Below are 23,655 nucleotides of genomic sequence, written 5' to 3'. Positions count from 1 at the left end.
AAGCTGACCCGCTGATTACGAGTTCGTTATCTGGGCGCAACGCGCCCACAGCGGCCAACGCCCCTTCGCGCGAAAGATGACAAATCCGTAATGTCGAGGTCAGCACCGGGTAAGCGCGCCCTCCCGATACTTGCGCCAATCCTGCCTCAACCCGGACACCGTCATGTGGATCGTCAAACTGGCTCTCAGACGGCCTTACACGTTCATCGTGCTGGCCGTACTGCTATTCATCCTCGGGCCGCTCGCCATCATGCGCACGCCCACGGACATTTTTCCGAACATCAATATCCCCGTGGTCAGCATCGTCTGGACCTACAACGGCTTCTCCGCCGAGGACATGGCGCAGCGCATCACCTCGAACTACGAGCGCGCCCTCACCTCCGACGTGGACGACATCGAGCACATCGAATCGCAGTCGCTCAACGGCGTCTCGGTCGTGAAGGTGTTCTTCCATCCCGGCGCCGACATCAACCGCGCGATCGCCGAGGCGGCTTCGAACTCCGCCTCGATCCTGCGCATCCTGCCGCCGGGCACGCTGCCGCCGAACATCATCACGTACAACGCCTCCACGGTGCCGGTGCTGCAACTGGGGCTCTCCAGCGCGACACTGCCCGAGCAGTCGCTCTACGACCTCGGCAATAGCTTCATCCGCACGCAGCTCGCCACCGTCCAGGGCGCGGCCGTGCCGCTGCCTTATGGCGGCAAGATCCGCCAGATCATGGTGCAGCTCGATCCGAAAGCGCTGCAGGCAAAAGGTCTCGCGCCCGCCGACGTCGTGAACGCCGTGAACGCCCAGAACCTGATCCTGCCCGGCGGCACGGCCAAAATCGGTTCGCGCGAATACAACGTGGAGATGAACGGCAGCACGCAAACGGTCGCGGCGCTCAACGACCTGCCGGTCAAGACCGTGAACGGCAGCGTGGTGTATGTGCGCGACGTGGCGCACGTGATCGACGGCTACGCGCCGCAAACGAACATCGTGCGCGCAGACGGCAAACGCGCGGCACTCCTTACCGTCGAAAAAACCGGCAGTGCCTCGACGCTCACGATCATCCAGCAAGTGAAGGCGATGTTGCCGAAGATCGCAGCAGGCCTGCCGAAAGCGCTCAAGATCACGCCGCTCTCCGATCAGTCCGTGTTCGTGAAGTCGGCGATCTCGGGCGTGGTGCGCGAAGCGCTCATTGCGGCTTGCCTCACTGCCGCGATGATCCTGCTTTTTCTCGGCAGCTGGCGCGCCACGCTCATCATCGCCGTGACCATTCCGCTTGCCGTGCTCACGTCGCTCATCGCGCTCGCGGCGCTCGGCGAAACCATCAACATCATGACGCTCGGCGGCCTCGCGCTCGCCGTCGGCATACTCGTTGACGACGCAACCGTCGCCATCGAAAACATCACGCATCACCTGGAGCGCGGCGCGCCGCTGCACGACGCGATTCTCAACGGTTCCGGCGAAATTGCCGTGCCGACCTTTGTTTCGACGCTCTCCATCTGCATCGTGTTCGTGCCGATGTTCCTGCTTTCGGGCGTCGCGCGTTATCTCTTCGTGCCGCTCGCCGAGGCTGTCGTGTTCGCGATGTGTGCGTCGTACTTCTTCTCGCGCACGCTCATTCCCACGCTCGCCATGTACCTGCTGCGGGCGCGCACGCCGAACGCCGCGCCATCGCGCGGCATTGCGGGTGCGTTGACGCGCTTTCAGGCGGGCTTCGAACACCGTTTCGAAGCGGTGCGCAACCGTTATCGCACGCTGCTTCAGGCGGCCATTGCACAGCGCCGCCGTTTCGTCGTGCTGTGGGTCGCGCTCTGCCTCGGCTCGCTCGTACTCGTGCCGTTCACGGGCCGCGACTTCTTTCCCGCCGTCGATACCGGCGAAATCCGCCTGCATCTGCGCGCGCCCACCGGCACGCGCATCGAGGAAACGGCCCGCATCACCGATGAAGTCGAAGCGAAGATCCGCAGCGTGATTCCGCCCGCCGAACAGGCCGCGGTGCTCGACAACATCGGCGTGCCAGTGAGCGGCATCAATCTCACGTACGACTCGTCGGACCCCATCGGGACCGAGGATGCGGACATCCTCATCACGCTCGCGCCGAAGCACAAGCCGACCGCGCAATATGTCGCGAAGCTGCGCAACGTGCTCAACGCCTCGTTTCCGGGCGTGACCTTCGCGTTCCTGCCGGCCGACATCGTGAGCCAGATCCTGAACTTCGGCCTGCCTGCGCCCATCGATGTGCAGATCGTCGGCAACAAGCTCGCGCAGAACCGCGTCGTGGCGAACCACCTGCTCGACGAAATGCGCGGCGTGCGCGGGCTCGTCGACGCGCGCATCCAGCAGCCCGGCGACGAGCCCACCATCAACGTGGATGTGGACCGCACGAAGGCGCTGCAAGCGGGCCTCACGCAGCACGACGTCGCGCAGAACCTGCTCATCGCGCTCTCGGGCAGTTCGCAAACCACGCCTAACTTCTGGCTCGATCCGAAGAACGGCGTGAGCTATCCGCTCGTGACCGAAATGCCGCAATACGACATTCATTCGCTGCAAACGCTCGCCAATATTCCGGTGACGACATCGCAATCCGTCACGTTCACGCCGCAGAACCAGTTGGGTACGCTCGGCACCGTCTCACGCAGCTCGCAGCAAGCCGTGGTCTCGCACTACAACGTGCAGCCCGTTCTCGACATCTTCGCCTCGACGCAGGGGCGCGACCTGGGCGGCGTCGCCTCCGACGTGAACCGTCTCGTCAACGCGGCGCGCGCGCAACTGCCGCCGGGCTCGTCGATCGTGATGCGCGGCCAGGTGCAGTCGATGAACGCCTCGTTCAGCGGCCTCGCGGCAGGCCTCGTGTTCGCTATCGCGCTCGTCTACCTGCTGATGGTCGTGAACTTCCAGTCGTGGCTCGACCCGCTCATCATCGTGAGCGGCCTGCCGGCCTCGCTCGCCGGCATCGCGTGGATGTTGTTCGTCACCCAAACCACGCTCAGCGTGCCAGCGCTCACGGGCACGATCCTCTGTATGGGTATTGCCACGGCGAACAGCATTCTCGTCATCAACACGGCGCGCGAGTCGCTCGCCGCGGGCATGGAGCCGCTCGCCGCCGCGCTCGACGCGGGCTTCAACCGCTTTCGCCCGGTCCTCATGACGGCGCTCGCCATGCTGATCGGCATGCTGCCGATGGCGCTCGGTCTCGGCGACGGCGGCGAGCAGAACGCGCCGCTCGGACGCGCCGTGATCGGCGGCCTCGCTATTGGCACGCTTTCCACGCTCGTATTCGTTCCGGTCGTGTTCGGCATGGTGCACGGCTGGCTCGCGAAACGCCGCGCCGCGCGCGACGCCAATGACGCTGCGCAAGCCAGTGCAACCACTCACGTTGAATAAGGATTCCAGAATGAAGCCGCTCACTCCGCACGAGCATCGCGACAGCCCAGCGCAACCGGCCACACCCGCCGTGGCCGCACGCAAGCACACGACCGTCGTCATCGGCCTTACCTGCCTCGCAATTGCCGCAGTGCTCCTCACAGCGGGCATCGTGCCGCGCCTCGAGGCGCGCACGGCGCAGGCCCAGCAGGTCGCGGCGCAGCGCGAACTGATCGTCTCCACCGTCACGCCAACGCGCGCGCCCGCCAAGCAGGACCTGCTGCTGCCCGGATCGGTCATGTCGTGGGCCGACGCCTCGATCTATGCGCGCACGAGCGGCTACGTGCAGCACTGGTACACGGATATCGGCGCGCATGTGAAGGCTGGCCAGACCCTCGCGCAGATCGACACACCCGAACTCGACGCTCAACTCCAGCAGGCGCGCGCCGACGAAGCGACGGCGCAGGCCAACTATCGCTTCGCGAGCAGCACGGCGCAGCGCTGGCAGACGATGTTGCAGACACAATCGGTTTCCGAGCAGGACGCCCAGGCGAAAACGAGCGACGCCGCCGCGAAACTCGCCACGCTCCAGGCCGCACAGGCCAACGTCGCGCGGCTCCAGGAGCTGGTGTCGTACCAGAACGTGACGGCGCCCTTCGACGGCGTGATCACCGCGCGCAACGTGCAGGTGGGCGCGCTCGTCACAGCGGGCGGCACGCCTGGCCTTGCCACCATGCCCGGCGAGCTGTTCCATATCGCGCAGACCGACCGGCTGCGCGTATATGTGGACGTGCCGCAGGACGACGCGAGCCTCGTCACGCCCGGCACGACCGTCTGGTTGACGACGCAACAATATCCGGGGCGCCGTTTCGAAGCGAGCGTTGCGCGCAGTTCAAACGTGATCGACCCCGTGAGCCGCACATTACGCGTGGAAGTCGATGTGGACAACCACGACGGCGCGCTGATGCCTGGTGCCTACGCGCAGGTGCATCTTGCGCTCACGGCTGCGGCTCCTGCACTCGAACTGCCCGTGAGTGCGCTGCTGTTCCGCCCGGACGGCGTGACAGTCGCAGTGGTGGATGCGAGGAACACGGTGCAATTGCGCAAGGTGACCATAGGCCGCGATTTCGGCACTTATGTGGAAATCGCAACGGGCCTCACGCCAACCGATCGCGTCATCAACAATCCCGGCGACGCCGTCGCCAGCGGCCAGAGCGTACGTGTGGCGGCCGCCTCGACGGCTGCGAAAGCGTAAGCGAGGCTCACCATGTTCGAACGCCCTCTCCCTGCGCTGCGCCGGATCGCCGTGCTCTGCACAGCGGCATCGCTCGCAGCCTGCACCACGTTGCCGCATTACAGCGTGCCCTCGGCAGATGTGCCCGCGCACTACGCCACACAAACAACACAACCCGCAGCGGCGCCCGGCTGGATCGTCGCTGCGCCCGCCGACGCCAAACCGCGCGGCCCCTGGTGGACCCTCTTCGGCGACAACGACCTCGACCAGCTCGAAGCCCGCGTGGATGTGTCGAACCAGACCGTGCGCCAGGCCGTCGCCAATCTCGAAGCCGCGCGCGCGATGATCGACTATCAACGCGCGGGCTATGCGCCTGTCGTCACGGCGGGCGTGGCGGCGCAGCGCTACCGGACCTCGCAGAATCTCGTGGACCATTCGCTTGCGGGCAAGACGATTCCCGACTATTCGACGGGGCTGACCGCAAGCTGGGAACCCGACCTGTTCGGCCGCGTGAAGGACGCAACCACCGAGGCGCATGCCAACGCGCAGGCCACTGAAGCCGACCTCGAATCGGTGCGCCTTGCGATGACGAGCCAGCTTGCTACGGACTACTTCGATTTGCGTTCGCTCGATCGCCAGAAGAAGCTGCTCGACGACACCGTGACCGCATACACAGCCGCGCTGCGCATCGTGCAGCAGCAGCTCGCCGATGGCGCGATCGACGCCTCGGCCGTCGCCCAGGCGCAAACGCAGCTCGAAAGCGCACGCACGGCGGACAGTGACATCGACATTCAGCGCGCACAACGCCAGCACGCCATCGCCACGTTGATCGGTGTACCCGCTTCGACGTTCAGTCTGCCGCCGCGCGTCGATCCTGCCATCGTGCCGTCGATTCCCGCAGGCGTGCCCTCCGCGCTGCTCGAACGGCGTCCCGATATCGCCGCAGCGGAACGGCGCGTGGCGGCGGCCAATGCCAGAATCGGCGAGGCGCATGCGGCCTTTTACCCCGACCTCACGCTCTCCGCCACGGCCGGCCTCGAAAGCACGTTCTTCGCGCCGTGGCTCAGCGCGCCGAGCCTGTTCTGGTCGATCGGTTCGCAACTCGCGGGCACGCTCTTCGACGGCGGCCGGCGCGACGCCACGCTAAAAGGTGCAAACGCACAATACGACGCGGCCGTGGCCGGCTACCGCCAAACCGTGCTCACAGCGTTCCAGCAAGTGGAGGACAACCTGAGCGCGCTCGATACGTTGTCGAGCGAAGCCGGAAGCCAGCAGCGCGCCACGGCCGCCGCGCAACTCTCGCTCAAGCTCACCACGAACCGCTATCAGGCGGGCGCTGTGAACTATCTCGATGTCGTGACGGCGCAGACCATCGCGCTCTCGAACGAACGCAACGAGGAGCAGATCGCGGGTAGAAGGCTCGACGCGAGCGTGCATCTGCTAGAGGCGCTCGGCGGCGGCTGGGACCGTGCTGCGCTGAGCAACCTGAGCGCTAAGGGCGCGCGAACGTCAGGATGAAACGCGTGCCGGCAGCATCGCTTTCGGCACGCGCGGAGCCGCCGTGCAGCGCCATGATCGTGCGCACGATCGCGAGTCCTAGCCCCGCTGAAGCCCCCGCGCGCGGCTCGCTGTGGCGCGACGCATCGGCGCGATAGAAGCGGTCGAAAATGCGCTCCAGCAGCGCGGCCGCGATGGGCGTGCCCGGATTGGCGACCGTCACCTCGACAGCCGTTGGCGTCTGTTCGACGCTCAGGGTGATTTCCGCGCCGCGCGCCGTATAGCGCAGCGCATTGGCGAGCAGGTTGCCCACGGCGCGCCGGAACAGTTCCTTATCCGCGCGCAGGCGGCCCGCGCCCTGCACGCGGATCTGCACCCCCGCTTCGTCCGCGAGACCTTCGAAGTACTCGGCAATCTGGGTGAGCGCATCATGCACGTCGAACTCCGCGAGCGTCGTCATGAATTGCGGGTGCTCCGCGCGCGCGAGAAAGATCACGCTTTCGATCATGCGCGAAAGTCGTTCGCATTCCTCCAGATTCGATTCGAGCAACGCCTCGTATTCGGCGGTGCTGCGCTCGCGCGCGAGCGCCACTTCGTTCGCGCCGCGCAGGTTGCCGAGCGGCGTGCGCATGTCATGCGCGAGATCGGCCGTGTATTGCGACATGCGCTCGAAGCCGCCGTGCAGGCGCTCGAGCATGGCGTTGAGCGACTTCGTGAGCGCTTCCAGCTCGCTCGGCGCGCCTTCGACTTCGATGGACGTATCGAGCCGGTCCACCGTGACCGTGGCCGCGCGCGCCGCCATCTCGCGCAGCGGGCGCAGCGACTCGCGCACGAGCAGCCAGCTCATGAGGAACGCGAGCAGCATGCCGGCCAGGCCGAAGCCATAAAGCCGCTCGCGATAGTGGTCGAGCAGACGCCAGCGGTCGGTCATGTCGCGCGCGATGACGATGGTGACCGGCGTGCCGTCCGCAAGCGCGGCGTCCGTGGCAAGCCCGCGCACCGGCACGCCGCGCGCGTTGCGCCACGCCACCACGTCGCCTTCGGTGATGCGTTGCGCGGGGGGAAGGCGCCGGGCGAGCGCCGCATCGGGAAACGCCGCGTCCGCAATGCCCGCCGTGTTGTGTTCGGCCAGTTGCGCCCCGCCGGTGCCGAGAATTTCCATGGAAAGCGCGGGATTGCCAAGCACCTGACTCGTGAGCCGCTCCGCATGTTCACGTACGTCGTGCTCGCTGTGCAGTTCTTGTGCAAGGCGGCGCGTGTGACGCGAAATCAGCACGATATCGAGGTCGTCCTGCTGTTTCACTTCGCGGTCCAGCGTGAAATAGAGCGTGCTGCCCACGAGCGCGAATACGGCGAGCGTCGTGCCCGCGAAACTCAGCGCGAGGCCTGTGGCGAGCGAGCGCACCGCCATGCGCGGCATCAGGCGTTCCCTTTGATTTCGGCGACGTAGCCCACGCCGCGCACCGTGTGGATCAGCTTGACGTCGAACGCGTCGTCCACCTTCGCGCGCAGACGGCGGATGGCGACTTCCACGACGTTGGTGTCGCTGTCGAAGTTCATGTCCCACACGTAGGAAGCGATTTGCGTGCGCGTAAGCACTTCGCCCTGGCGGCGCACGAGCAGTTGCAGCAGCGAGAACTCCTTCGGCGTAAGGTCGATGCGCGCGGCCCCGCGTTTCACGCGTCGGCGCGTCACGTCCACTTCGAGGTCGCCCAGCACGAGCACGTCGCTCTCGCGCGGAGGGCCGCGGCGGGCCAGCGTGCGCACGCGCGCGAGCAGTTCGACGAACGCGAACGGCTTGACGAGGTAGTCGTCCGCGCCGAGTTCGAGGCCCTTCACGCGGTCGCTGATATCGTCGCGCGCGGTGAGGAAGAGCACGGGCGTGGTGTGCGTGGTGCGTAGCGTTTTGAGCACCGTCCAGCCGTCAATGGCCGGCAGCATGACGTCGAGCACGATCACGTCGTACGCGGCCTCCTTCGCGAGGATCAAGCCTTCGGCGCCGTCCGCGGCAACGTCCACAGCGTAGCCGGATTCCTCGAAGCCCTTCTTCAGATAGGCGCCGGTCTTCGGCTCGTCTTCGATCACAAGAATGCGCATCGCCGTTCAACTCCGAGTGTGTCCGGCTCAATTGTATGCGCTCCGTCGCTTGCCGCGCCTCCAGGAAGTGAGTCTGCCGAGGCCGCCGGACTGTTGGCCGGCGCATTTCGAACGGTCGTATCGAATCTGCTTCGCGAGGCTTGCGAATCGCTTATCGGGCATTGTGCCTGCAAGCGGGCGCCGAAACCGCATGCGCGCTTCTCATCCCTGGGCGCGATCCTTATGCCGTGGGCGTTTCAGCCGTGGCGAACCGGGATACGCCACCGCGCTTCGCTTCGTTTATCGCCCTGCTGCGCGGCGGCCGTGGCTTTATCGCCTTGAATCGCCCCATTCATGATCGAAATCGCCGGCCGATAAGCAGCGAACGACCGAACAAGGCAATCAAAAACAAAGGAGACCACGAGTGCACACTGAACCATCGACCACGCCGAATCAACGCGGAGAAGCCGCTCTGCCTGCCGGAAAGCTGCTCGTTTCCACGACCGACACGCGCGGCGTGATCACCTACTGCAACGACGCGTTTATCGAAGCCAGCGGCTTTTCCCGCGAGGCACTGATCGGGCACCCTCATAGCGTCCTGCGCCACCCCGACATGCCCGCCGAGGTCTATCGCGACATGTGGGCCACGCTGAAAAGGCGTGAGCCATGGATCGGCGTGCTAAAGAACCGCTTCAGCCACGCTCGGCATTGCTGGGTGCAGATTGGCGTGACACCCATCGTCGAAGGGCAGCATGTCGTGGCATACCGGGCGGTGCACACCGCCGCTTCCCGCGATCAGGTGCGTGCCGCCGAAGCGCTGTATGCAACCTTGCTCGCAGAGCAAAGAGCCGGCCGGCATAGACACCATCTGCAGGCAGGCGCAATCGTTCGCAAGGACATGGTCGGACGGCTTTCGCGCTTCGTGCATCCCACCATGAAGACGCAGACCTACCTGCTCACGAGCGCTCTGGCGGCGGCGGGCATGGTCACGGGGGTCATCGTCGACGGCGGCGCGTCGTCGATCACGCCCGTGCGCACGGCGATCGGCCTTGCGGCCTGCGTGGCGTTCGGCGTGCTAGCCGAATACCGCATGCGCTTCATGTTCATTTACCCGTTGCGCCGCCTGCTCGGCGCGGCCACGCGGCTCGCCATGGGCGACCTCACGCAGAAAGTCGAGAACACCTGGAAGCCCACCGGCGTAGTCGGCAAGCTCGAACAATCGGTCAACCAGGTCAGTTTGAACATGCGCGCCATCGTCGGCGACGCGCGCGACCAGATGGCGCGAATGAGCGCGGCCACGGTGACCGTATCCGAAGGCAGCCAGACGCTCTCGGCACGGGCCGAATCGCAAGCGGCGAGCCTCGAGCAATCTGCGGCCTCGATGCAGCATATTGCGGCCAATGTGCGGCAAACCGCCGATGCGGCGCGCCAGGCCGCCACCAGCGCGGGCCACGCACGCGCCATTACCGAAGACAGCGGCCGCGCCGTGGAAGCCATGACGGTGACGATGCAGGGCATTACCGAGGCCTCCCGCAAGATCGGCGAGATCATTCAGGTGATCGAAGGGATTTCCTTCCAGACCAATATTCTCGCGCTCAACGCGGCCGTGGAGGCGGCGCGCGCGGGCGAGCATGGGCGCGGCTTCGCCGTGGTGGCGAGCGAGGTGCGCAATCTCGCGGGTCGCGCGGCCATGGCGGCCAAGGAAATCGCCGGACTCATCGTCGACTCGACACAGAAGGTTCAGGAAGGTTGCCAACTCACGGAAACGGCCCGCGAAAAGATGCGGCAGGCGGTTCAGGCAGTGCGCGACGTCGATGTGCTAATCGACGAAATCAATACCGCGACCGGTGAGCAAAGCGCGGGCATTGCCGAAATCAAGCAGGCTTTGGATCATATCGAAGCGCTCACGCAACAGGACAGCGCGCTCGTGAATCACTTTTCGATTTCGGCCAATTCGCTCGGCAGGAACGCGCAAACCGTGATCGAAACGGTGGGGGCATTCAGAATCTAACGCGCCGAACGCAGGCCGCGCCTCCCGTCCCCGCGCGAAACAAAAAGCGGCGCGGCAGTGCAATCCGCACCGCCGCGCCGCTCAATCCAGCTTTTTTCCGAATCAAAAACTCAGTGTGCTGCGCTCACCTGCGTAGCCGGTGCCGAATCACGCGCACGCTGCGAAACCAGGATCGCGATCGCCGCGAGCACGGCCGGTACGGCGAGCATCGCGAGAATCGCGGCGAATTCCCAGCCGAGGCCCAGCAGCGCGCCGCCAATGGCCGAGCCGAAAATGCTGCCGAAGCGGCCCATGCCCAGCATCCAGCTCACACCCGTTGCACGCGCAACCGTCGGATAGCGGCCCGGCGCGTAGGCGTTGAGGCCCGTTTGCGCACCGCTCATGCAGAAGCCCGCGGCGAACACCAGCAGTGCGAGCGACGAGGAAAGCGCGCCCACGCCGGCCAGCGCCAGCACGCAAATGCCGCCGCCGACATACGCCGCACTGATCACGCGCGCCGGACGCACCTTGTCCATGATCCAGCCCACCAGCACCGCGCCGATCGTGCCACCAATCTGGAACATGGCCGTGACGTTCGCCGCCACCGTGATGGAGAGGCCTGCGTCCTTGATCAGCGTGGGCAGCCAGCCTGTGAGCAGATAGATCACGAGCAGGCCCATGAAATACGTGACCCACAGCGCGAGGGTCATCACGCCATAGCCTTGCGAGAACAGCACGCCAATCGGTTTGCGCGTGGGCAGCGGCGGTTCCGTCGAGACGAAATTCTCGTCGCCCGCGAAGTTGGCGCCGGTCACGCGGTTGAGCGTCGCGGCAATGCGCATGCTCGTGGCGCCCCGCACGGCGAGCAGACGCGCCGATTCGGGCAGCAGCCAGGCCTGCAGCGGCACGAGTGCGAGCGGAATAGCGCCGCCGAAGATCAGCACTGCGCGCCAGCCGTGGTTCGGCACGAGCCAGCCCGCCGCGAAGCCGATCAATGCCGAGCCGAGGTTGAAGCCCGTGAACATGATTGTGATGAGCAGTGCGCGGCGGCGTTGCGGCGAGTACTCCGAGAGCAGCGTCGTGGAGTTCGGCATGGCGGCGCCAAGACCGATGCCAGTCAGCACGCGCAGCACGGCCATGGAAACCGGTGACTGCGTGAACGCCGTGAGGATCGTGAACACGCCGAAGAGGAACACGGAGGTAATCAGCACCCACTTGCGGCCAACGCGGTCGGAGGCAGGGCCGGCCGCCAGCGCGCCGATCACGAGGCCGATGGGCGCCGCGCTCATGACGAGCCCGAACTCGGGGCGCGAAATGCCCCACTCGTGAATGATGGAGGGCGCCACGAACCCCATGATGGCCACGTCCATGCCGTCGGCGGTCACCGCGAGAAAGCACAGCGCCACCAGTAGCCACTGGTAGGCCGAAATGTGGCGTTCGTCGATGAACGCCTTGATATCAATTGTTTTGCTGCCAGACATCTGTAGTCTCCTGTCCGTTCTGTGGTCTGCCGCTCGCTCGTGCCCGAGTCGAATATCTACGAACTGCTATCCGTCGGGGGCACGATAGGTGGCCAACCCCTTGCCTGAAAGTGCGGGTTAACCACATATTCGATACGTCTATGCTCGTCCGCATGGGCAATTTCGGCACGCCCGCGCCTGCCGTATCGCCCTGGAAGCCGCGCCGCATAAAGGCCGGGCGCGACCAGCCCGTGCTTTACCTGTCGCGGCCTGCGACTGGAATCGAATCCAGCGTGATAAACAAAATCGATGCTCTCCGAAAGGATTCGCAAAGGCGATGGACGATCGTGCGGAATTCAGTTGCCGCTACATCGCCGGAGGCCGCGATAGGACTCACTGCCATTACCGCGCATTGGCCATGCGATTTAGTTATCGAAATCCAAACGAAGCCAGCCCCGAAGGGCTGGCAGGTTCAACTCCGAGTCTTCCCGTTAAGGCGCGGCAACACCCTGCGTAGTCGGCGTGTACGACGTATAGAAGCTCGAGCCCGCCCAGGCATGCGTGAGCTGGTTGTACAGCGGTGCGCCCTGCGTCCAGTTGGCGCCCAGGTGCCAGTCGCCGGTGCCCGTGAACTGCGCGACGGCCGGGTACGGATAAACCGGTCGGCTAGCCGTCACGTTGTTCGACGAATCGGTCTGGTATGTCATGACCGCGTTCGGCGCCGTGCCCTGCTCGGCCCACGCCGTGATCTGCGAAACGAGGTCGATGTTCGGGAAGCCTTCGCCGCCGCCGCAGTGCGCCACGCCCGGCACGAGGTACAGGCGCGCGAAAGCGCTCACGTTCGAAGCGCCCATCGTGTTCTGCATGGCCTCGTAGTACTGGATCGTGAAGAGCGGCGAAATATGCTGATCCGCCCAGCCGTGCCACAGGATCAGCTTGCCCCCCGCCTTGTTGAACGCCGAGAGGTCGGGGCTCGTCGCGTCCATCAGCGGATGGTTGGCCTGCAGGTAGGTCGGGTAGAAGCTCGCATTCGTGTAGCCGAAGGTGTCGATGGTCGGCATCGTGGGCGAGCCCGTGAAGATCAGGTTATAGGCGCCCGTCACGATCATGTAGCTGAACAGGCTCTTCACCGAAACCGGCGCGGCCGTCGAGTTCGTCGTCGGCACTTCCACGCCCACCCAGTTCTCTTCCGAACCCATCTGCGGGGAGCCCGCCAGCATGCGCTCGCCGGATGTCGCGTCCACCGGTCCGCCGTAGATCTTGCTCGCGGTGGCCACCTCGGCTGCGGTCAGGCAGTTGCTCGTGTTCGTCGCGCCCTGCGCACACTGGATCGATGCGGGATCGAAATTGCAGGTGCGCGGATCGGCGATGAGGCCGTCGGGCACGCCCGCCTGGCCGCCGCATGCCGCCACGACTGCCTTGTGCAGCACGAGCGCCTTGTCGGCATAGAGCGTGGCGTTTCCGGTGCTGTCGCCGGTCGTGCTTTGCGACTCCACGCTCCAGCCGTGATACAGCGAGTTCTGGATCTGGAAGTGCGCCGCCGGAGCGCCCGCGATGATGCCGTTATAGTCGTTCGGGTAGCGTTGCGCGGCCATGAGCGCTTCGCGGCCACCATCCGAGCAGCCGATGAAGTACGCGTACTTTTGCGTCTGCCCGTAGTAAGCCTTGATGAGTTTCTCCGCCGTGAGCGTCGTGACGTGCTGCCCGCGATACGCGAAATCAGCCTGTTTTTGCGGGTCCGTGGTCCACGCCGCGTCGTTGCCCGAGTGGCCCATGTCCGTCGCCGCCGTCACGAAGCCGCCTTCCTGCACGAGCGGACACGTGTAGCTGAAGCTGAACGACGACTGCTGGGTCGGGTCGCTCACGTTACCGCACAAGCCCCCGCAGCCTAGCGCCGCGAAGCGCTGCGTCCACGTGCTCACCGGCAGCGCCACTTCGAACGTATTCGAAGGCGCGAGCGTGCCTTTCACGGTACAGAAGTTGACCGAAGCACCGTTGATGGTCGCCGTGGTCACGGTAGCCGAGGTAATCGTGCTGCCCGAACCGCCAATATCGGTGATATCCACCGAAGCCAGCTTCGAGCAATCCACTACGGGCGCCACGACTGCGAGCGGCGCTTTCGAGGCATCGCCGCCAGTGCTGCTGCCACTGCCGCCGCTGCCGCACGCGGCGACGAGTGTGGCCGCCGCGAAGATGGCGAACAGCGAGAGCAGCGAGGCCGCACGAGCGCGAGCGCTCGTGTAAAGCCGCTGGGTATGCGGGTTTCTCATGGTTGCCTCCTGATGTTGTACGTATTGGTGTTCTTCTGGTTCACTTTTCACGCCTCCGATTCTGTTTTTTCTGATTAGGATGTCTAATTAACGTAAACGCGTAGACCATGTGACAAGAGATGTCGGATCTAATCGCCTTATTGCTCCTTCGGTTTCTCTTATTGCCGCCTTGCTCGTGCCCTGCTGCCCTGCTACTGCCCGTACTCCGCGCCGCCCGCCGGCTCCATGCCAAACGCCCGCTTGGTCGCCTCGGCGCGTTCAGAACCCAGGAATGCAAGGAAGTCCGCCGCCGCCCGCCGCTGCTGGGACACCGCGCAGATCGCCGCGGAAAAGACCGTAACGAGTTGAGCCCCGGCGGGAAGCGGCCCGATCACGTCCACGCCCGGCACGTCCTTTAGCTCGCTCAATTGCTGAAACCCGATCTCGACCTCGCCATCCGCGATGAGACTCGCCACCGGCACGCCCGGCTGCGCCATCACGAGGCGCGGCGCGAGCGCTGCGGCCAGGCCCCAGCGTTCGAGCAGGCCCAGCAAATGGTCGCCGCTAGGCCCCGTTGAATAGCCGATGCGCTCCGCGCGCAGCATCGTCTCGCGCAGTGCGCCTTCAGTGCCGATATCCGGGGGCGCCGCGCCAGTGGCGACGGCCGCCGCCATGCCGGAGCGCACGACGTCCATGCGGGCGCCAACGAGGTGCCCGGCCGCCGCGAGGCGCTCGATCGCAGCCGTTGCCAGCACGGCGAAATCGAACGCTTCACCCGCCTGCACGCGCCGCGCGGCGTCCACGCCGCCTATCGCGGCAACAGTCAGCCGCTGCCCCGTTTCGCGCGTGTATTGCTCGGCGAGACCCGCAAGCAGGAGGCGCGTCGCCATCGACCCGACACCCGCCAGAGCGGCGTTGCTTTTCACGTCATCCTTAGTCATTGACTTCCGTTCGATCGAGAGGGAGCTCACAAGCCCTTTGCCTTGAGCCGCGCATCAAGACGCGGATACACGCGCCGCGCGTTGCCTTCGTAGATCTTGTAGCGGTCCGCGGCATCGACATGCGCGGCTTCGATATAGCGCTTCGTGTCGTCGTAGTAGTGGCCGGTCTCAGGGTCGATGCCGCGCACCGCGCCGATCATCTCGCTCGCGAACAGAATGTTGTCGACGGGAATCACGCGCGTGAGCAGATCGATGCCGGGCTGGTGATACACGCAGGTGTCGAAAAACACGTTACCCAGCAAATGCTCCTTGAGCGGCGGCTTCTTCAGCTCTTGCGCGAGGCCCCGAAAGCGTCCCCAGTGGTAAGGCACCGCGCCGCCGCCGTGCGGAATCACAAAGCGCAGCGTGGGGAAATCGCGGAACAGGTCCGACGTGAGGCACTGCATGAAGGCAGTCGTATCCGCGTTCAGGTAGTGCGCGCCCGTGGTGTGGAAACACGCGTTGCAGCTCGTGCTCACATGGATCATCGCGGGAATGTCGTATTCGACGAGCTTCTCGTAGATCGGGTACCAGTGCCGGTCGGAAAGCGGCGGGCTCGTCCAGTGGCCGCCCGAGGGATCGGGATTCAGGTTGACCGCCACATTGCCGTACTGCTCCACGCATTTGACGAGTTCCTCGACGCACGTGGCGGGATCGACGCCCGGGCTTTGCGGCAGCATCGCGGCCGGCACGAAATGCTCAGGAAAGAGCTCGCTCACGCGGTGGCACAACTCGTTGCAGATTGCGGCCCAGGTGCTCGACACCTGGAAGTCGCCAATATGATGGGCCATGAAACTCGCGCGCGGACTGAAAATCGTGAGATCGAGACCGCGCTCGCGCATCAGCTTCAGTTGATTGAGTTCGATCGATTCGCGCAATTCGTCGTCGCCGATCTTCAGCTCCGATACCTTCGGCATATCGGACGGATTGGCGATGCCCGCAATCTGGCGCTTGCGCCACGCCTCCAGCGCTTTGGGCGCCGTGGTGTAGTGGCCATGAATATCGATGATCATTGGGACCTCTGCTGCTGATTCGAATCGTTGCGCTACGGTACGAATTGGCCCCACCGCGCTAGTAGCCAGGGCAATTACCTAGATTGCACGAAAAACCGCACTTGTGCCAATCAACGCGTGCGGCCGCCGACGGCCGGGAATGCCGGAAACCACGGACGTCTTGGCGTTTGCGTAGCGCCCCGTGGCCCGAAAGATGCCCCGCCGTAGTTTCGAATCGCCGATAAATAAAACGGATGCCTCGATAAACATCTGGTAAGCGATGGAGGGAATTCGAAGGGTCCTTAGGGGCGGCCGCTGTGCGGCGGAGAATTCGCTCATAATGGTCAGTTCTTTGGCCCGACATCACGTGGATGAACCGCCATGCATATCGACCCATTCGAAATTCGCGTTCCCGAGGATGCAATCGACGACCTGCGCCGGCGTTTGCGCGCCACGCGCTGGGCCAACGCTACGCCCTCGCCGGCGTGGCAACAAGGGGCCGATAATGCATGGCTGCGCGAGCTCGTCGCGTATTGGGCAGACGAATACGACTGGCGCGCCGCCGAACGCGCGCTGAACCTGCTGCCGCAGTTCATGGCCGAAGTGGGTGGTGAGGGTGGTGCAGGTGGTGCGGTTGGCCAACGCGTGCACTTCGTGCACCGGCGCGGCGCGGGCCCGAAGCCCTACCCGCTCGTGATCACGCATGGCTGGCCAGGTTCGTTCTTCGAATTCCACGCGCTGCTCGACCGGCTTTGCGACCCCGCCGCATTCGGCGCGGACCCGGCGGATGCGTTCGATGTCGTCGCCCCGTCGCTGCCAGGCTTTGCCTTTTCGCCCGCGCCGGCCGCGCCCGGCTCCTCCGCGTTCCAGGTCGCAGACCTGTGGGCCGCGCTCATGCGCGGTCTTGGCTACGAGCGCTTCGGCGCGCAAGGCGGCGACCTCGGCGCGGGGGTTTCTATTGCGCTAGCCGCGCGGCACAGTCAGGCCGTCGACGGAATCCACCTGAACTTCCTGCCCACCTCGTACGAACCCGCAATCGATACCGCGCAAGCCCCGCTCACCTCAGAGGAACAGGACTATCTGCGCGAAAAGGCCGACTGGGCAGCGCTGGAGGGCGGATATGCGCATATGCACGCCACCAGGCCGCAAACCGCGGCGGCCTCGCTCAATGACTCGCCCGCGGGACTTGCCGCGTGGATCGGCGAGAAGTTTCGCGCATGGAGTGACTGCGACGGCGTGATCGAGCGCCGGTTCTCGAAGGACGCCTTGCTGACGGACCTCTCGCTGTACTGGTTCACGGGCAGCATTGGCACGTCCATGCAGATGTACTGGGAAAACCGTCTCCAGCCGTTCCGGTTCGCGGCCGGGCAACGCGTGGCGCCGCCGGTCGCGTTCGCGCGCTTTCCCAAGGAAATCAATCACCCGCCACGGTCGTGGCTCGAGCGTGTGTTCGACGTCCCGCAATGGACCGACATGCCGCGCGGCGGTCATTTCGCCGCAATGGAAGAACCCGACCTTCTCGCCGCCGACATTCGCCGCTTTTTCAAACGGTTCCGCCAGTGAATATCATTGCGCCGCGTTATCGCCGAACGGGTGCGCGGGTGCATCCGTCGCACGCCACGCGTAGCGCCTGAGCAGCGCGGTGTAGCCTTCGATCACGAAACCGCCGCATTTGTGCCGATAATCATCGCGCCGCATACGGTAGGCGCGCGGCAGTTGAAACCACGGCAAGCGCGGCAGGTCGTGATGCACGAGATGGTAGTTGTTGTTCAGATACAGAAAGCGCATGACGAGCCCGGCCTCGTTGATGGCGATGCGCGCCTTGGGATGCGACGCCGCGCGATGCTCGTACAGCGAGCGGACCATCGCGAGTCCGAGCGCGGGCCACGTGACAGCGGCGAGATACCACCACCACGGCACGCCCGCGTAACGCTGCACCCACGCGAGCAGCAGCACGACGGCGGCGAGGTGCGCGAGCCACATCGGCACGTGTCGCCACTCGCCGCTGCACAACGCTTTCACCGCGCCGGCGAGCGTCGCGGCCACGCTCATGGGCGGGCCGATCACCACGCGCCCCACGAAGCTCTTGCGTGCGCGCCATAACACGCGATGCCAGCGCGGCAGGCGAGCCCATTGCTCGTGCTGCACGTAGTTCGTCTCGGGGTCGATGCCGGGCACGGTCAACGCTTCGTCGCGATGATGCGCCATATGGCTCTCGCGGTACACGGCATAGGGAAACCACACCGCAAGCGGCGGCCAGCCGAGCGCCATGTTCAGCCATGCGAACCGGGTGGGATGACCGTGCAGCAATTCGTGCTGGAGCGACATATGCCATGCGCACAGCACGATAAGGCAAGGCGTGGCGGCCGCAAGCGTGAGGACACCTGAACGCAGGAGTGCCAGCACCGCAAACCAGCCGCCGTAGATCACGGCGATCAACAGCCAGGTGGGCCATTCCGTGCGCGCGGTGAAGCCTGTGCCGAGCGCGGCGACTTCCTGCGCGTGGTCTGCGTCGAAGTATTCGGCCATGTTCGCCAGCTCCCGCGATGAAGGATGGTGCCACTCCATACGGAGAGCAAAGCAATTCAGGCCCTCACCATACCGAACGCGGCGCGCTTCACCAAACAACGATTTGCCATTTGCTTATTTCGCCGCGCTGCGCGACGCGCCAGGAATGCGCAGCGTAGAATGCGCCGATGAGCCGCTGGATCGCCTCCCTGCCGATGTATAACGTGACGCCGCGACATGCGGCGTTGTGGCACTCGCTCTTGAGCGACTGCGTGACGGACTTTGCGCGGGTCTCTGCGCGCTCGTTCGACCCGGGCGACGTCACGATCGTGAACGCGCCCGAGGGCGAACTCATGCCCCACTGGCGCCGCAAGGATTTACTGCTCTCGCAGACCTGCGGGTTTCCGTACCGGATGCTCGGCCTTGCCGACGAAGTCCATCTGATTTCGACCCCGATATTCGACGCCCCCGGTTGCGAAGGTCCGCGCTACCGAAGCGCGCTCGTCGTTTCTGCTCGAGCCTGGGCAAGCGGCGCGAACACGCTCGAAGCGTGCCACGGCCTGCGCGCCGCGTGCAACGGCGCGGATTCGCATAGCGGCATGAACGCGTTTCGCCACGCGCTCGCGCCCCTCGCTCGCGACGGCCGTTTCTTCGCCTCGGTGCTCTCTACAGGCTCGCACGCAGCCACGTTACAGGCGCTGGCGAGCGGTGCGGCCGACGTAGGCGCCATCGACTGCGTCACGCTTGCGTTGCTGCGCGATTCGCACCCCGAATCGTTCGACGGCGTGCGGACCATCGGCATGACAGCCTCCGCGCCCGGCCTTCCGCTGATCGCCTCACGCGCGCTTGGCGAGGGTGAGGCTCAAGCGCTGCGTGATGCGCTGGACGCCGCTCTCGCAGCCGATCCCGAACGTGCGCGCACGCTGCGTCTGCGCGGATTCGCGAGACTCACTGGCGAGGCTTACGCCGAAATCGAGGATATGGCCAACGCGGCCGCGCAGCAGGGCTACACCGAGCTTCGATGAGCACCTTACGTTGTGCGCGCAACGAATGCCGCACAGCGGTCCTCCGGTTGAGTCAGCCGGTCGTGCCGCAGACATAATCGGCTCTCCCCAACACTCGCCCCATAAGCGGACCCGAACGAGGCTAAGCCCGCGATGCGCGCCTCCAGCACCGCGCGGTCTTCGGCCCAGTGCGCACACTGCCCGCACTGTGGCCGCTTTGCGGAATCAGCCGCGCCGTTCATGCTCATTGGCCGAGTGCCAGCCAGTACGGTGCGAACACATGCGCCGAGAGCAGATAGCCGAGCACCACATTCACGGCCACGCCGACGGTGAACGCGGCAAGGGGCCTCACGCCCGTCGACGAAAGCGCGGCGAATCGCGTGGTGAGGCCAATGCTGAGAAAGCAGAACGTGAACGCCCAGGTGCGCAACGCGACGATCGGCGCGACGAAGGCCGGCGTCACGACACTGCGGTATTCGGCCAGCGTGTAATGCGAGGCGACCCACGTGACGAACGCCGAAGCAATGACGAACCCGATCACGAACTTGGGAAAGCGGGTCCAGATTTCGCGGGCGCGCGTAGTTGTGCGGACCTCGTCGCCGGCCTCGCGGTCCCAGCGCGTGGTCGCCACGATCGCGAGCACGAAGGCCCAGATGCCGATCCAGATATCGCGTCCCACCACCTTCATCAACACGAAGGCTTGCAGGGCCGCGTCGGGCGCCCCCGCTACTGCGCCGCCCGCATGTCGCGCGAGGTCGCCATAGGCCTGGGCGGCGGCGATGCCCGCCGCGTCCGCGAATTCCGAGGTGCCGATCCAGGCGCCGGCGATCCCTGTCGGCAGGCCGAACGCACGCGAAAGCGCGGGCAGCGCGAAGACCATGACGATCGCCCACCCCACGACGAGCGTGATCGCCACCGAAGCCTGCTCGCGCCGCGCGCGCACCGCGCCCGCAATCGCGATCGCCGCCGAAACGCCGCACACCGCGCCGCCCACGCCCAGCACCGCGGCAAAGCGCTGCTCGATCTTGAGCGCCCGCGCGGTGCCGTAGATCACGAAGAAGGTGACGAGCGAAACGATGGTGGCCTGCCCCACGGCAACCGGACCGGCCCACGCAATCAGTGTGAGCGGCAGCGTCGCGCCGAGCAGCACGATCCCGACCTTGATGTAGAACTCCACGCGCAGCGCCGGCGCGAGCCAGGCGGGCAACGTGAACACGTTCGAGACGATCAGCCCTAGCGCCAGCGCGATGAGCGGCGGCTCCAGGTTGTAGCGCGTAGCCTGCGCCCACGCCCCCACGACGAAGATGAGCGCCGAGACCACGAAGAGGACGAAGAATCCTCCGACGAATTGCGCAACCGGCAAGCCGAGCGCCGCAATCGCCACGGAAAATACGACCGCGAACCCGACGAACAGCGCCGCGTATCCACCCGCGTGCGCTGCGAGGTCTCGCGCAAGGCCGCCGAAGTCGTTCCAGCGCGCCGGCGCCACCGCAAGGCTCTTGATGCTGCTGCCGGAAGCAAAAAGCCCATATGCGATCGCAATGACGAAGAGCCCGATCGCAACCGCCCACCAGTCTTCCGTGCCGATGGGCTTGCGCTGAGCCGCCACGGCCTGCCCACGCGTGTGCTTGCCGCCCTCGGCTGCAAGAGTCGAATCGCTCATAGTTGGTTTTCCCCTGTTCAAACCCCGTTTGCGGCGATCACTATGTCGCCTTTAAGCAGGCGCTACGCATCCCGAAGCGCGTGCCTCGCCAATCAGTATGGAATGCTGATCTTCGAAACCGAAATAACTTGTTCTTCGTTGCTTATGCAATCGCTGCATCGCGCTCATCGGCGTAATCTTCGCTATCGATGTCGTAGCCCGAGGGCTCCCAGCGGATTGCGAGCAACACAAGCAGCGAAGCGAGCGGCGCGATGGCGATCACCCAGAAGACTTTCGTGCCGAGCGCCGCGGCGAGTACGGGAAACAGGAACAGCGACACCGTGGAAGCGGAGCGCACGAGCGTTTGATTGAAGCCCACGCCAATGCCACGCAGCGAAGTCGGATAACTGAGCGCCGCGTAGGTCATACTGTGCGACCCCGGGCCGAACCCCTGCCCGAACAGATAGCCGCCCAGCAGCAGAATGGCGAGCGCAACGAGTAAGCCACTGCCTGGATGGCCGATCAGCGCGAGACCGATGAGCGAGACGAACTGCAGCGTGTGGCCGAGCGCGGTCATTTTCCATGCGCCAACGGTGGGCGCGGTGCGCACGCCAATCAAGCCGCCAACGAATGCGAACAAGAGGTTCAACGTGAGCGAAGCGAGGATCGTGGTGAGCGGTCCTTGCTGGAGAAAACTCGCGATGATCACGGGCAGGCCGAAGATGATCGCGTTGTAGCCGAACGAAGACGCCGCGCCGATCGTTGTGGCGAGAATCGTGCGACGGCGATACGTGGCGTTGAACAGCACGCCGTAATTGCGCCATGAAGCGGTGCGCGTGATGCGCGCAGGCGCCTCGCCGCGCTCGACCACGGCATCCACGCCATACGAGCGCTTGAGTATGCGCGCCGCGCCTTCCAGATCGCCCTGATTCGCGGCCCACACCGGTGACTCGCTGATATAGCGGCTACGCACGGCGATGATGACGAGCGCCGGCACCGCGCCGAACGCGAGCGTAATGCGCCAGAGCCAGCCAAGCTGGTGCGCGGGCAGCATGGCATAGAGGCCGAGAATGAGCAGATAGCAGGTGCTCGTGGCCGCGTACCACGCGGGGCACCACGCCGCCACGCTGGCCGCCTTGTTGCCCTTGCCCGCCACGCGCGAAAACTCCGCGAGAAACGCCATGGCAACCGGTAGATCGAGCCCGACGCCAAAGCCCATGAGAAAGCGCGCACCGCCGAGCACCCACGCGTTGGGCGCGAGCCCGGCCGCGATCGCGGCCACGACGAAGAACAGCATGTCGGCCATGAAGACGCGGTAGCGCCCGATGCGGTCGGTGAGATAGCCGCCGAACAGTGCACCGAGAATCGCGCCGAACGTAATGGCCGCCGAGACGAAGCCGACCTGCACGGGCGTTAGCGAGAACTCGCGCGCGATGTCCTTGATGCCATAGGCGAGCGAGGTGAGATCGTAGGCATCGAGAAACACGCCGCCCAGTGCGATGGCGATCACGATGCGCGCGTTGCTGCCTTGTGCGGCCCCGCCGCTGACGATGCGCGCCACGTCTTGCGCCGAGCGGATCACGGCATGTTGCGAGCCAGGCGCTTGCCCGGCGGCTTCAATGACTTCAGAAGCAGGAACGGCGAGAGTGGACATGGAAAGGAACTCGCTTGAAAAATGCAATCGCTGCATCCTAGCCACGCCGTTGCGCGCCGCAAAACGACGAATATAGCTAAGCAATGCTCCCGAAATTGGTTGTCCGCTTGCGGCGCGCTCCTTAGCATCGCCTTATCCACAACTCTTCGAATAATGGATCCTATGAAGAAAAGAACCTTGTTGGGCGCGATGCTGGCCTCGCTCGCGCTGGGCGTGAGTTTCGGGAGCGCGACGCTTGCACACGCGGCGGACCAGACGTTGCGCGTGGGCATCATGTCGGGTGAAGACGAGGACGTGTGGCGCGTGGTTGCCGCCAACGCTGCGAAGCATGGCCTCACGATCAAGCTGACTACGTTCTCCGAATATACTCAGCCCAACGAAGCGCTGTCGAGCCACGACCTCGACGCCAATTCGTTCCAGCACAAGCCGTATCTCGACGCGCAGATCAAGGCGCGCGGCTACAAGATCGTGCCGGTGGGCTTTACCTACGTGCAGCCTATCGGGCTATATTCGCGCAAGGTGAAGTCGGTGGCGGACCTGCCGCAAGGCGCGACCATTGGCGTGCCGAACGATCCGAGCAACGAAGGCCGCTCGCTCCTGCTGCTCCAGGCACAAGGGCTCATTACGCTGCGCGACGATGTCGGCCTCTTGCCGACCGCACGCGACATCGCGAAAAATCCGAAAAATATCCATATCAAGGAACTCGATTCGGGTATTGTCGGACGCGCGATTGGCGATCTGGATGCGGCCATCGTCAATACGGACTGGGCCGTGAAGTCGGGCATCAAGATTCCGCAGGAGCGCATTGCTCAGGAGAAGGTGACTGGCAATCCGTATCGCAACTTCATTGCCGTGAATGAGAAGGACGCCAACGCGCCTTGGGTGCATGCGCTCGTGGAAAGCTATCAGCAGCCTAACGTGGCTTCCGAGATCATTGCCGTGTATCACGGGGCGACGCTGCCCGCGTGGAAGGACGCGCCGCAGCAGTAAAGGCGCCTGATTCACAATCGATTGCCG

16 protein-coding genes are annotated in these 23,655 nt (G+C 65.0%); 7 read left to right on the top strand and 9 right to left on the bottom strand.

Annotated elements, in window-relative coordinates; translation table 11 throughout:
• Positions 1–163 precede the first annotated feature (163 nt).
• The 3 genes from JMY28_RS21260 to JMY28_RS21250 are packed head-to-tail and all read left to right on the top strand — an operon-like array spanning position 164 to position 6,104.
• Positions 164–3,373, top strand: a complete 3,210-nt coding sequence (locus JMY28_RS21260; RefSeq protein ID WP_201697883.1) for an efflux RND transporter permease subunit — start codon at positions 164–166, stop codon at positions 3,371–3,373.
• A gap of 10 nt (positions 3,374–3,383) precedes the next feature.
• Positions 3,384–4,607: an efflux RND transporter periplasmic adaptor subunit gene (locus JMY28_RS21255; protein ID WP_201697882.1), complete on the top strand. Its 1,224-nt coding sequence runs from the start codon at positions 3,384–3,386 to the stop codon at positions 4,605–4,607.
• A gap of 12 nt (positions 4,608–4,619) precedes the next feature.
• Positions 4,620–6,104, top strand: coding sequence for an efflux transporter outer membrane subunit (locus JMY28_RS21250; RefSeq protein ID WP_201697881.1), 1,485 nt, complete (start codon positions 4,620–4,622; stop codon positions 6,102–6,104).
• Here the strand turns inward: JMY28_RS21250 and JMY28_RS21245 are convergent.
• Together JMY28_RS21245 and JMY28_RS21240 are read right to left on the bottom strand one after the other, a co-directional pair.
• Entirely contained in the window at positions 6,079–7,494 is a 1,416-nt protein-coding gene (locus JMY28_RS21245; RefSeq protein WP_201698032.1) for a heavy metal sensor histidine kinase, read from the bottom strand. The genes JMY28_RS21250 and JMY28_RS21245 overlap by 26 nt on opposite strands.
• A gap of 8 nt (positions 7,495–7,502) precedes the next feature.
• A complete protein-coding gene (locus JMY28_RS21240) occupies positions 7,503–8,180 on the bottom strand; it encodes a heavy metal response regulator transcription factor (protein WP_201697880.1) in 678 nt (225 codons plus the stop codon).
• Between the two features lie 403 nt (positions 8,181–8,583).
• Here JMY28_RS21240 and JMY28_RS21235 point away from each other — a divergent pair, with 403 nt between their 5' ends.
• The gene (locus tag JMY28_RS21235) at positions 8,584–10,170 is read left to right on the top strand and encodes a methyl-accepting chemotaxis protein (RefSeq protein WP_201697879.1); all 1,587 of its coding nucleotides are present in this window, start codon (positions 8,584–8,586) and stop codon (positions 10,168–10,170) included.
• Between the two features lie 110 nt (positions 10,171–10,280).
• On the opposite strand, the gene JMY28_RS21230 is transcribed toward JMY28_RS21235, so the two are convergent.
• The 4 genes from JMY28_RS21230 to JMY28_RS21215 form a co-directional block, all read right to left on the bottom strand.
• A complete protein-coding gene (locus tag JMY28_RS21230; protein WP_201697878.1) occupies positions 10,281–11,630 on the bottom strand; it encodes an MFS transporter in 1,350 nt (449 codons plus the stop codon).
• Between the two features lie 470 nt (positions 11,631–12,100).
• The gene (locus JMY28_RS21225) at positions 12,101–13,879 is read right to left on the bottom strand and encodes a tannase/feruloyl esterase family alpha/beta hydrolase (protein WP_201697877.1); all 1,779 of its coding nucleotides are present in this window, start codon (positions 13,877–13,879) and stop codon (positions 12,101–12,103) included.
• Positions 13,880–14,070: 191 nt separating this feature from the next.
• Positions 14,071–14,799, bottom strand: a complete 729-nt coding sequence (locus tag JMY28_RS21220) for a substrate-binding domain-containing protein (RefSeq protein ID WP_201697876.1) — start codon at positions 14,797–14,799, stop codon at positions 14,071–14,073.
• Positions 14,800–14,825: 26 nt separating this feature from the next.
• The gene (locus JMY28_RS21215) at positions 14,826–15,851 is read right to left on the bottom strand and encodes an amidohydrolase family protein (protein WP_201697875.1); all 1,026 of its coding nucleotides are present in this window, start codon (positions 15,849–15,851) and stop codon (positions 14,826–14,828) included.
• Between the two features lie 360 nt (positions 15,852–16,211).
• Here JMY28_RS21215 and JMY28_RS21210 point away from each other — a divergent pair, with 360 nt between their 5' ends.
• Positions 16,212–17,393, top strand: a complete 1,182-nt coding sequence (locus JMY28_RS21210; RefSeq protein WP_201697874.1) for an epoxide hydrolase family protein — start codon at positions 16,212–16,214, stop codon at positions 17,391–17,393.
• A 3-nt stretch (positions 17,394–17,396) separates the two neighbouring features.
• On the opposite strand, the gene JMY28_RS21205 is transcribed toward JMY28_RS21210, so the two are convergent.
• Entirely contained in the window at positions 17,397–18,398 is a 1,002-nt protein-coding gene (locus JMY28_RS21205; RefSeq protein ID WP_407945524.1) for a fatty acid desaturase, read from the bottom strand.
• Between the two features lie 128 nt (positions 18,399–18,526).
• Between JMY28_RS21205 and JMY28_RS21200 the strand changes: the two genes are divergently transcribed.
• Complete coding sequence (locus JMY28_RS21200) at positions 18,527–19,363, top strand: phosphate/phosphite/phosphonate ABC transporter substrate-binding protein (protein ID WP_201697872.1); 837 nt, start codon at positions 18,527–18,529, stop codon at positions 19,361–19,363.
• A gap of 223 nt (positions 19,364–19,586) precedes the next feature.
• On the opposite strand, the gene JMY28_RS21195 is transcribed toward JMY28_RS21200, so the two are convergent.
• Together JMY28_RS21195 and JMY28_RS21190 are read right to left on the bottom strand one after the other, a co-directional pair.
• Positions 19,587–21,005: a YeiH family protein gene (locus tag JMY28_RS21195; protein WP_201697871.1), complete on the bottom strand. Its 1,419-nt coding sequence runs from the start codon at positions 21,003–21,005 to the stop codon at positions 19,587–19,589.
• Between the two features lie 142 nt (positions 21,006–21,147).
• A complete protein-coding gene (locus JMY28_RS21190) occupies positions 21,148–22,638 on the bottom strand; it encodes an MFS transporter (protein ID WP_201697870.1) in 1,491 nt (496 codons plus the stop codon).
• Between the two features lie 162 nt (positions 22,639–22,800).
• On the opposite strand from JMY28_RS21190, the gene JMY28_RS21185 reads away from it, so the two are divergent.
• Complete coding sequence (locus JMY28_RS21185; RefSeq protein ID WP_201697869.1) at positions 22,801–23,628, top strand: MetQ/NlpA family lipoprotein; 828 nt, start codon at positions 22,801–22,803, stop codon at positions 23,626–23,628.
• Positions 23,629–23,655 lie beyond the last annotated feature (27 nt).

Source organism: Paraburkholderia hiiakae (genome assembly GCF_904848665.1).
Lineage (GTDB): Bacteria > Pseudomonadota > Gammaproteobacteria > Burkholderiales > Burkholderiaceae > Paraburkholderia > Paraburkholderia hiiakae.
This window is presented reverse-complemented; position numbering and strand designations above follow the sequence as displayed.

What these genes read in the sequence shown, in the direction of transcription:
- JMY28_RS21260 (WP_201697883.1), top strand. Translation starts at nt 164, where the DNA reads ATGTGGATCGTCAAACTGGCTCTCAGACGGCCTTACACGTTCATCGTG.
- JMY28_RS21255 (WP_201697882.1), top strand. Translation starts at nt 3,384, where the DNA reads ATGAAGCCGCTCACTCCGCACGAGCATCGCGACAGCCCAGCGCAACCG.
- JMY28_RS21250 (WP_201697881.1), top strand. Translation starts at nt 4,620, where the DNA reads ATGTTCGAACGCCCTCTCCCTGCGCTGCGCCGGATCGCCGTGCTCTGC.
- JMY28_RS21245 (WP_201698032.1), bottom strand. Translation starts at nt 7,494, where the DNA reads ATGGCGGTGCGCTCGCTCGCCACAGGCCTCGCGCTGAGTTTCGCGGGC.
- JMY28_RS21240 (WP_201697880.1), bottom strand. Translation starts at nt 8,180, where the DNA reads ATGCGCATTCTTGTGATCGAAGACGAGCCGAAGACCGGCGCCTATCTG.
- JMY28_RS21230 (WP_201697878.1), bottom strand. Translation starts at nt 11,630, where the DNA reads ATGTCTGGCAGCAAAACAATTGATATCAAGGCGTTCATCGACGAACGC.
- JMY28_RS21225 (WP_201697877.1), bottom strand. Translation starts at nt 13,879, where the DNA reads ATGAGAAACCCGCATACCCAGCGGCTTTACACGAGCGCTCGCGCTCGT.
- JMY28_RS21220 (WP_201697876.1), bottom strand. Translation starts at nt 14,799, where the DNA reads ATGACTAAGGATGACGTGAAAAGCAACGCCGCTCTGGCGGGTGTCGGG.
- JMY28_RS21215 (WP_201697875.1), bottom strand. Translation starts at nt 15,851, where the DNA reads ATGATCATCGATATTCATGGCCACTACACCACGGCGCCCAAAGCGCTG.
- JMY28_RS21210 (WP_201697874.1), top strand. Translation starts at nt 16,212, where the DNA reads ATGCATATCGACCCATTCGAAATTCGCGTTCCCGAGGATGCAATCGAC.
- JMY28_RS21205 (WP_407945524.1), bottom strand. Translation starts at nt 18,398, where the DNA reads ATGGAGTGGCACCATCCTTCATCGCGGGAGCTGGCGAACATGGCCGAA.
- JMY28_RS21200 (WP_201697872.1), top strand. Translation starts at nt 18,527, where the DNA reads ATGAGCCGCTGGATCGCCTCCCTGCCGATGTATAACGTGACGCCGCGA.
- JMY28_RS21195 (WP_201697871.1), bottom strand. Translation starts at nt 21,005, where the DNA reads ATGAGCGATTCGACTCTTGCAGCCGAGGGCGGCAAGCACACGCGTGGG.
- JMY28_RS21190 (WP_201697870.1), bottom strand. Translation starts at nt 22,638, where the DNA reads ATGTCCACTCTCGCCGTTCCTGCTTCTGAAGTCATTGAAGCCGCCGGG.
- JMY28_RS21185 (WP_201697869.1), top strand. Translation starts at nt 22,801, where the DNA reads ATGAAGAAAAGAACCTTGTTGGGCGCGATGCTGGCCTCGCTCGCGCTG.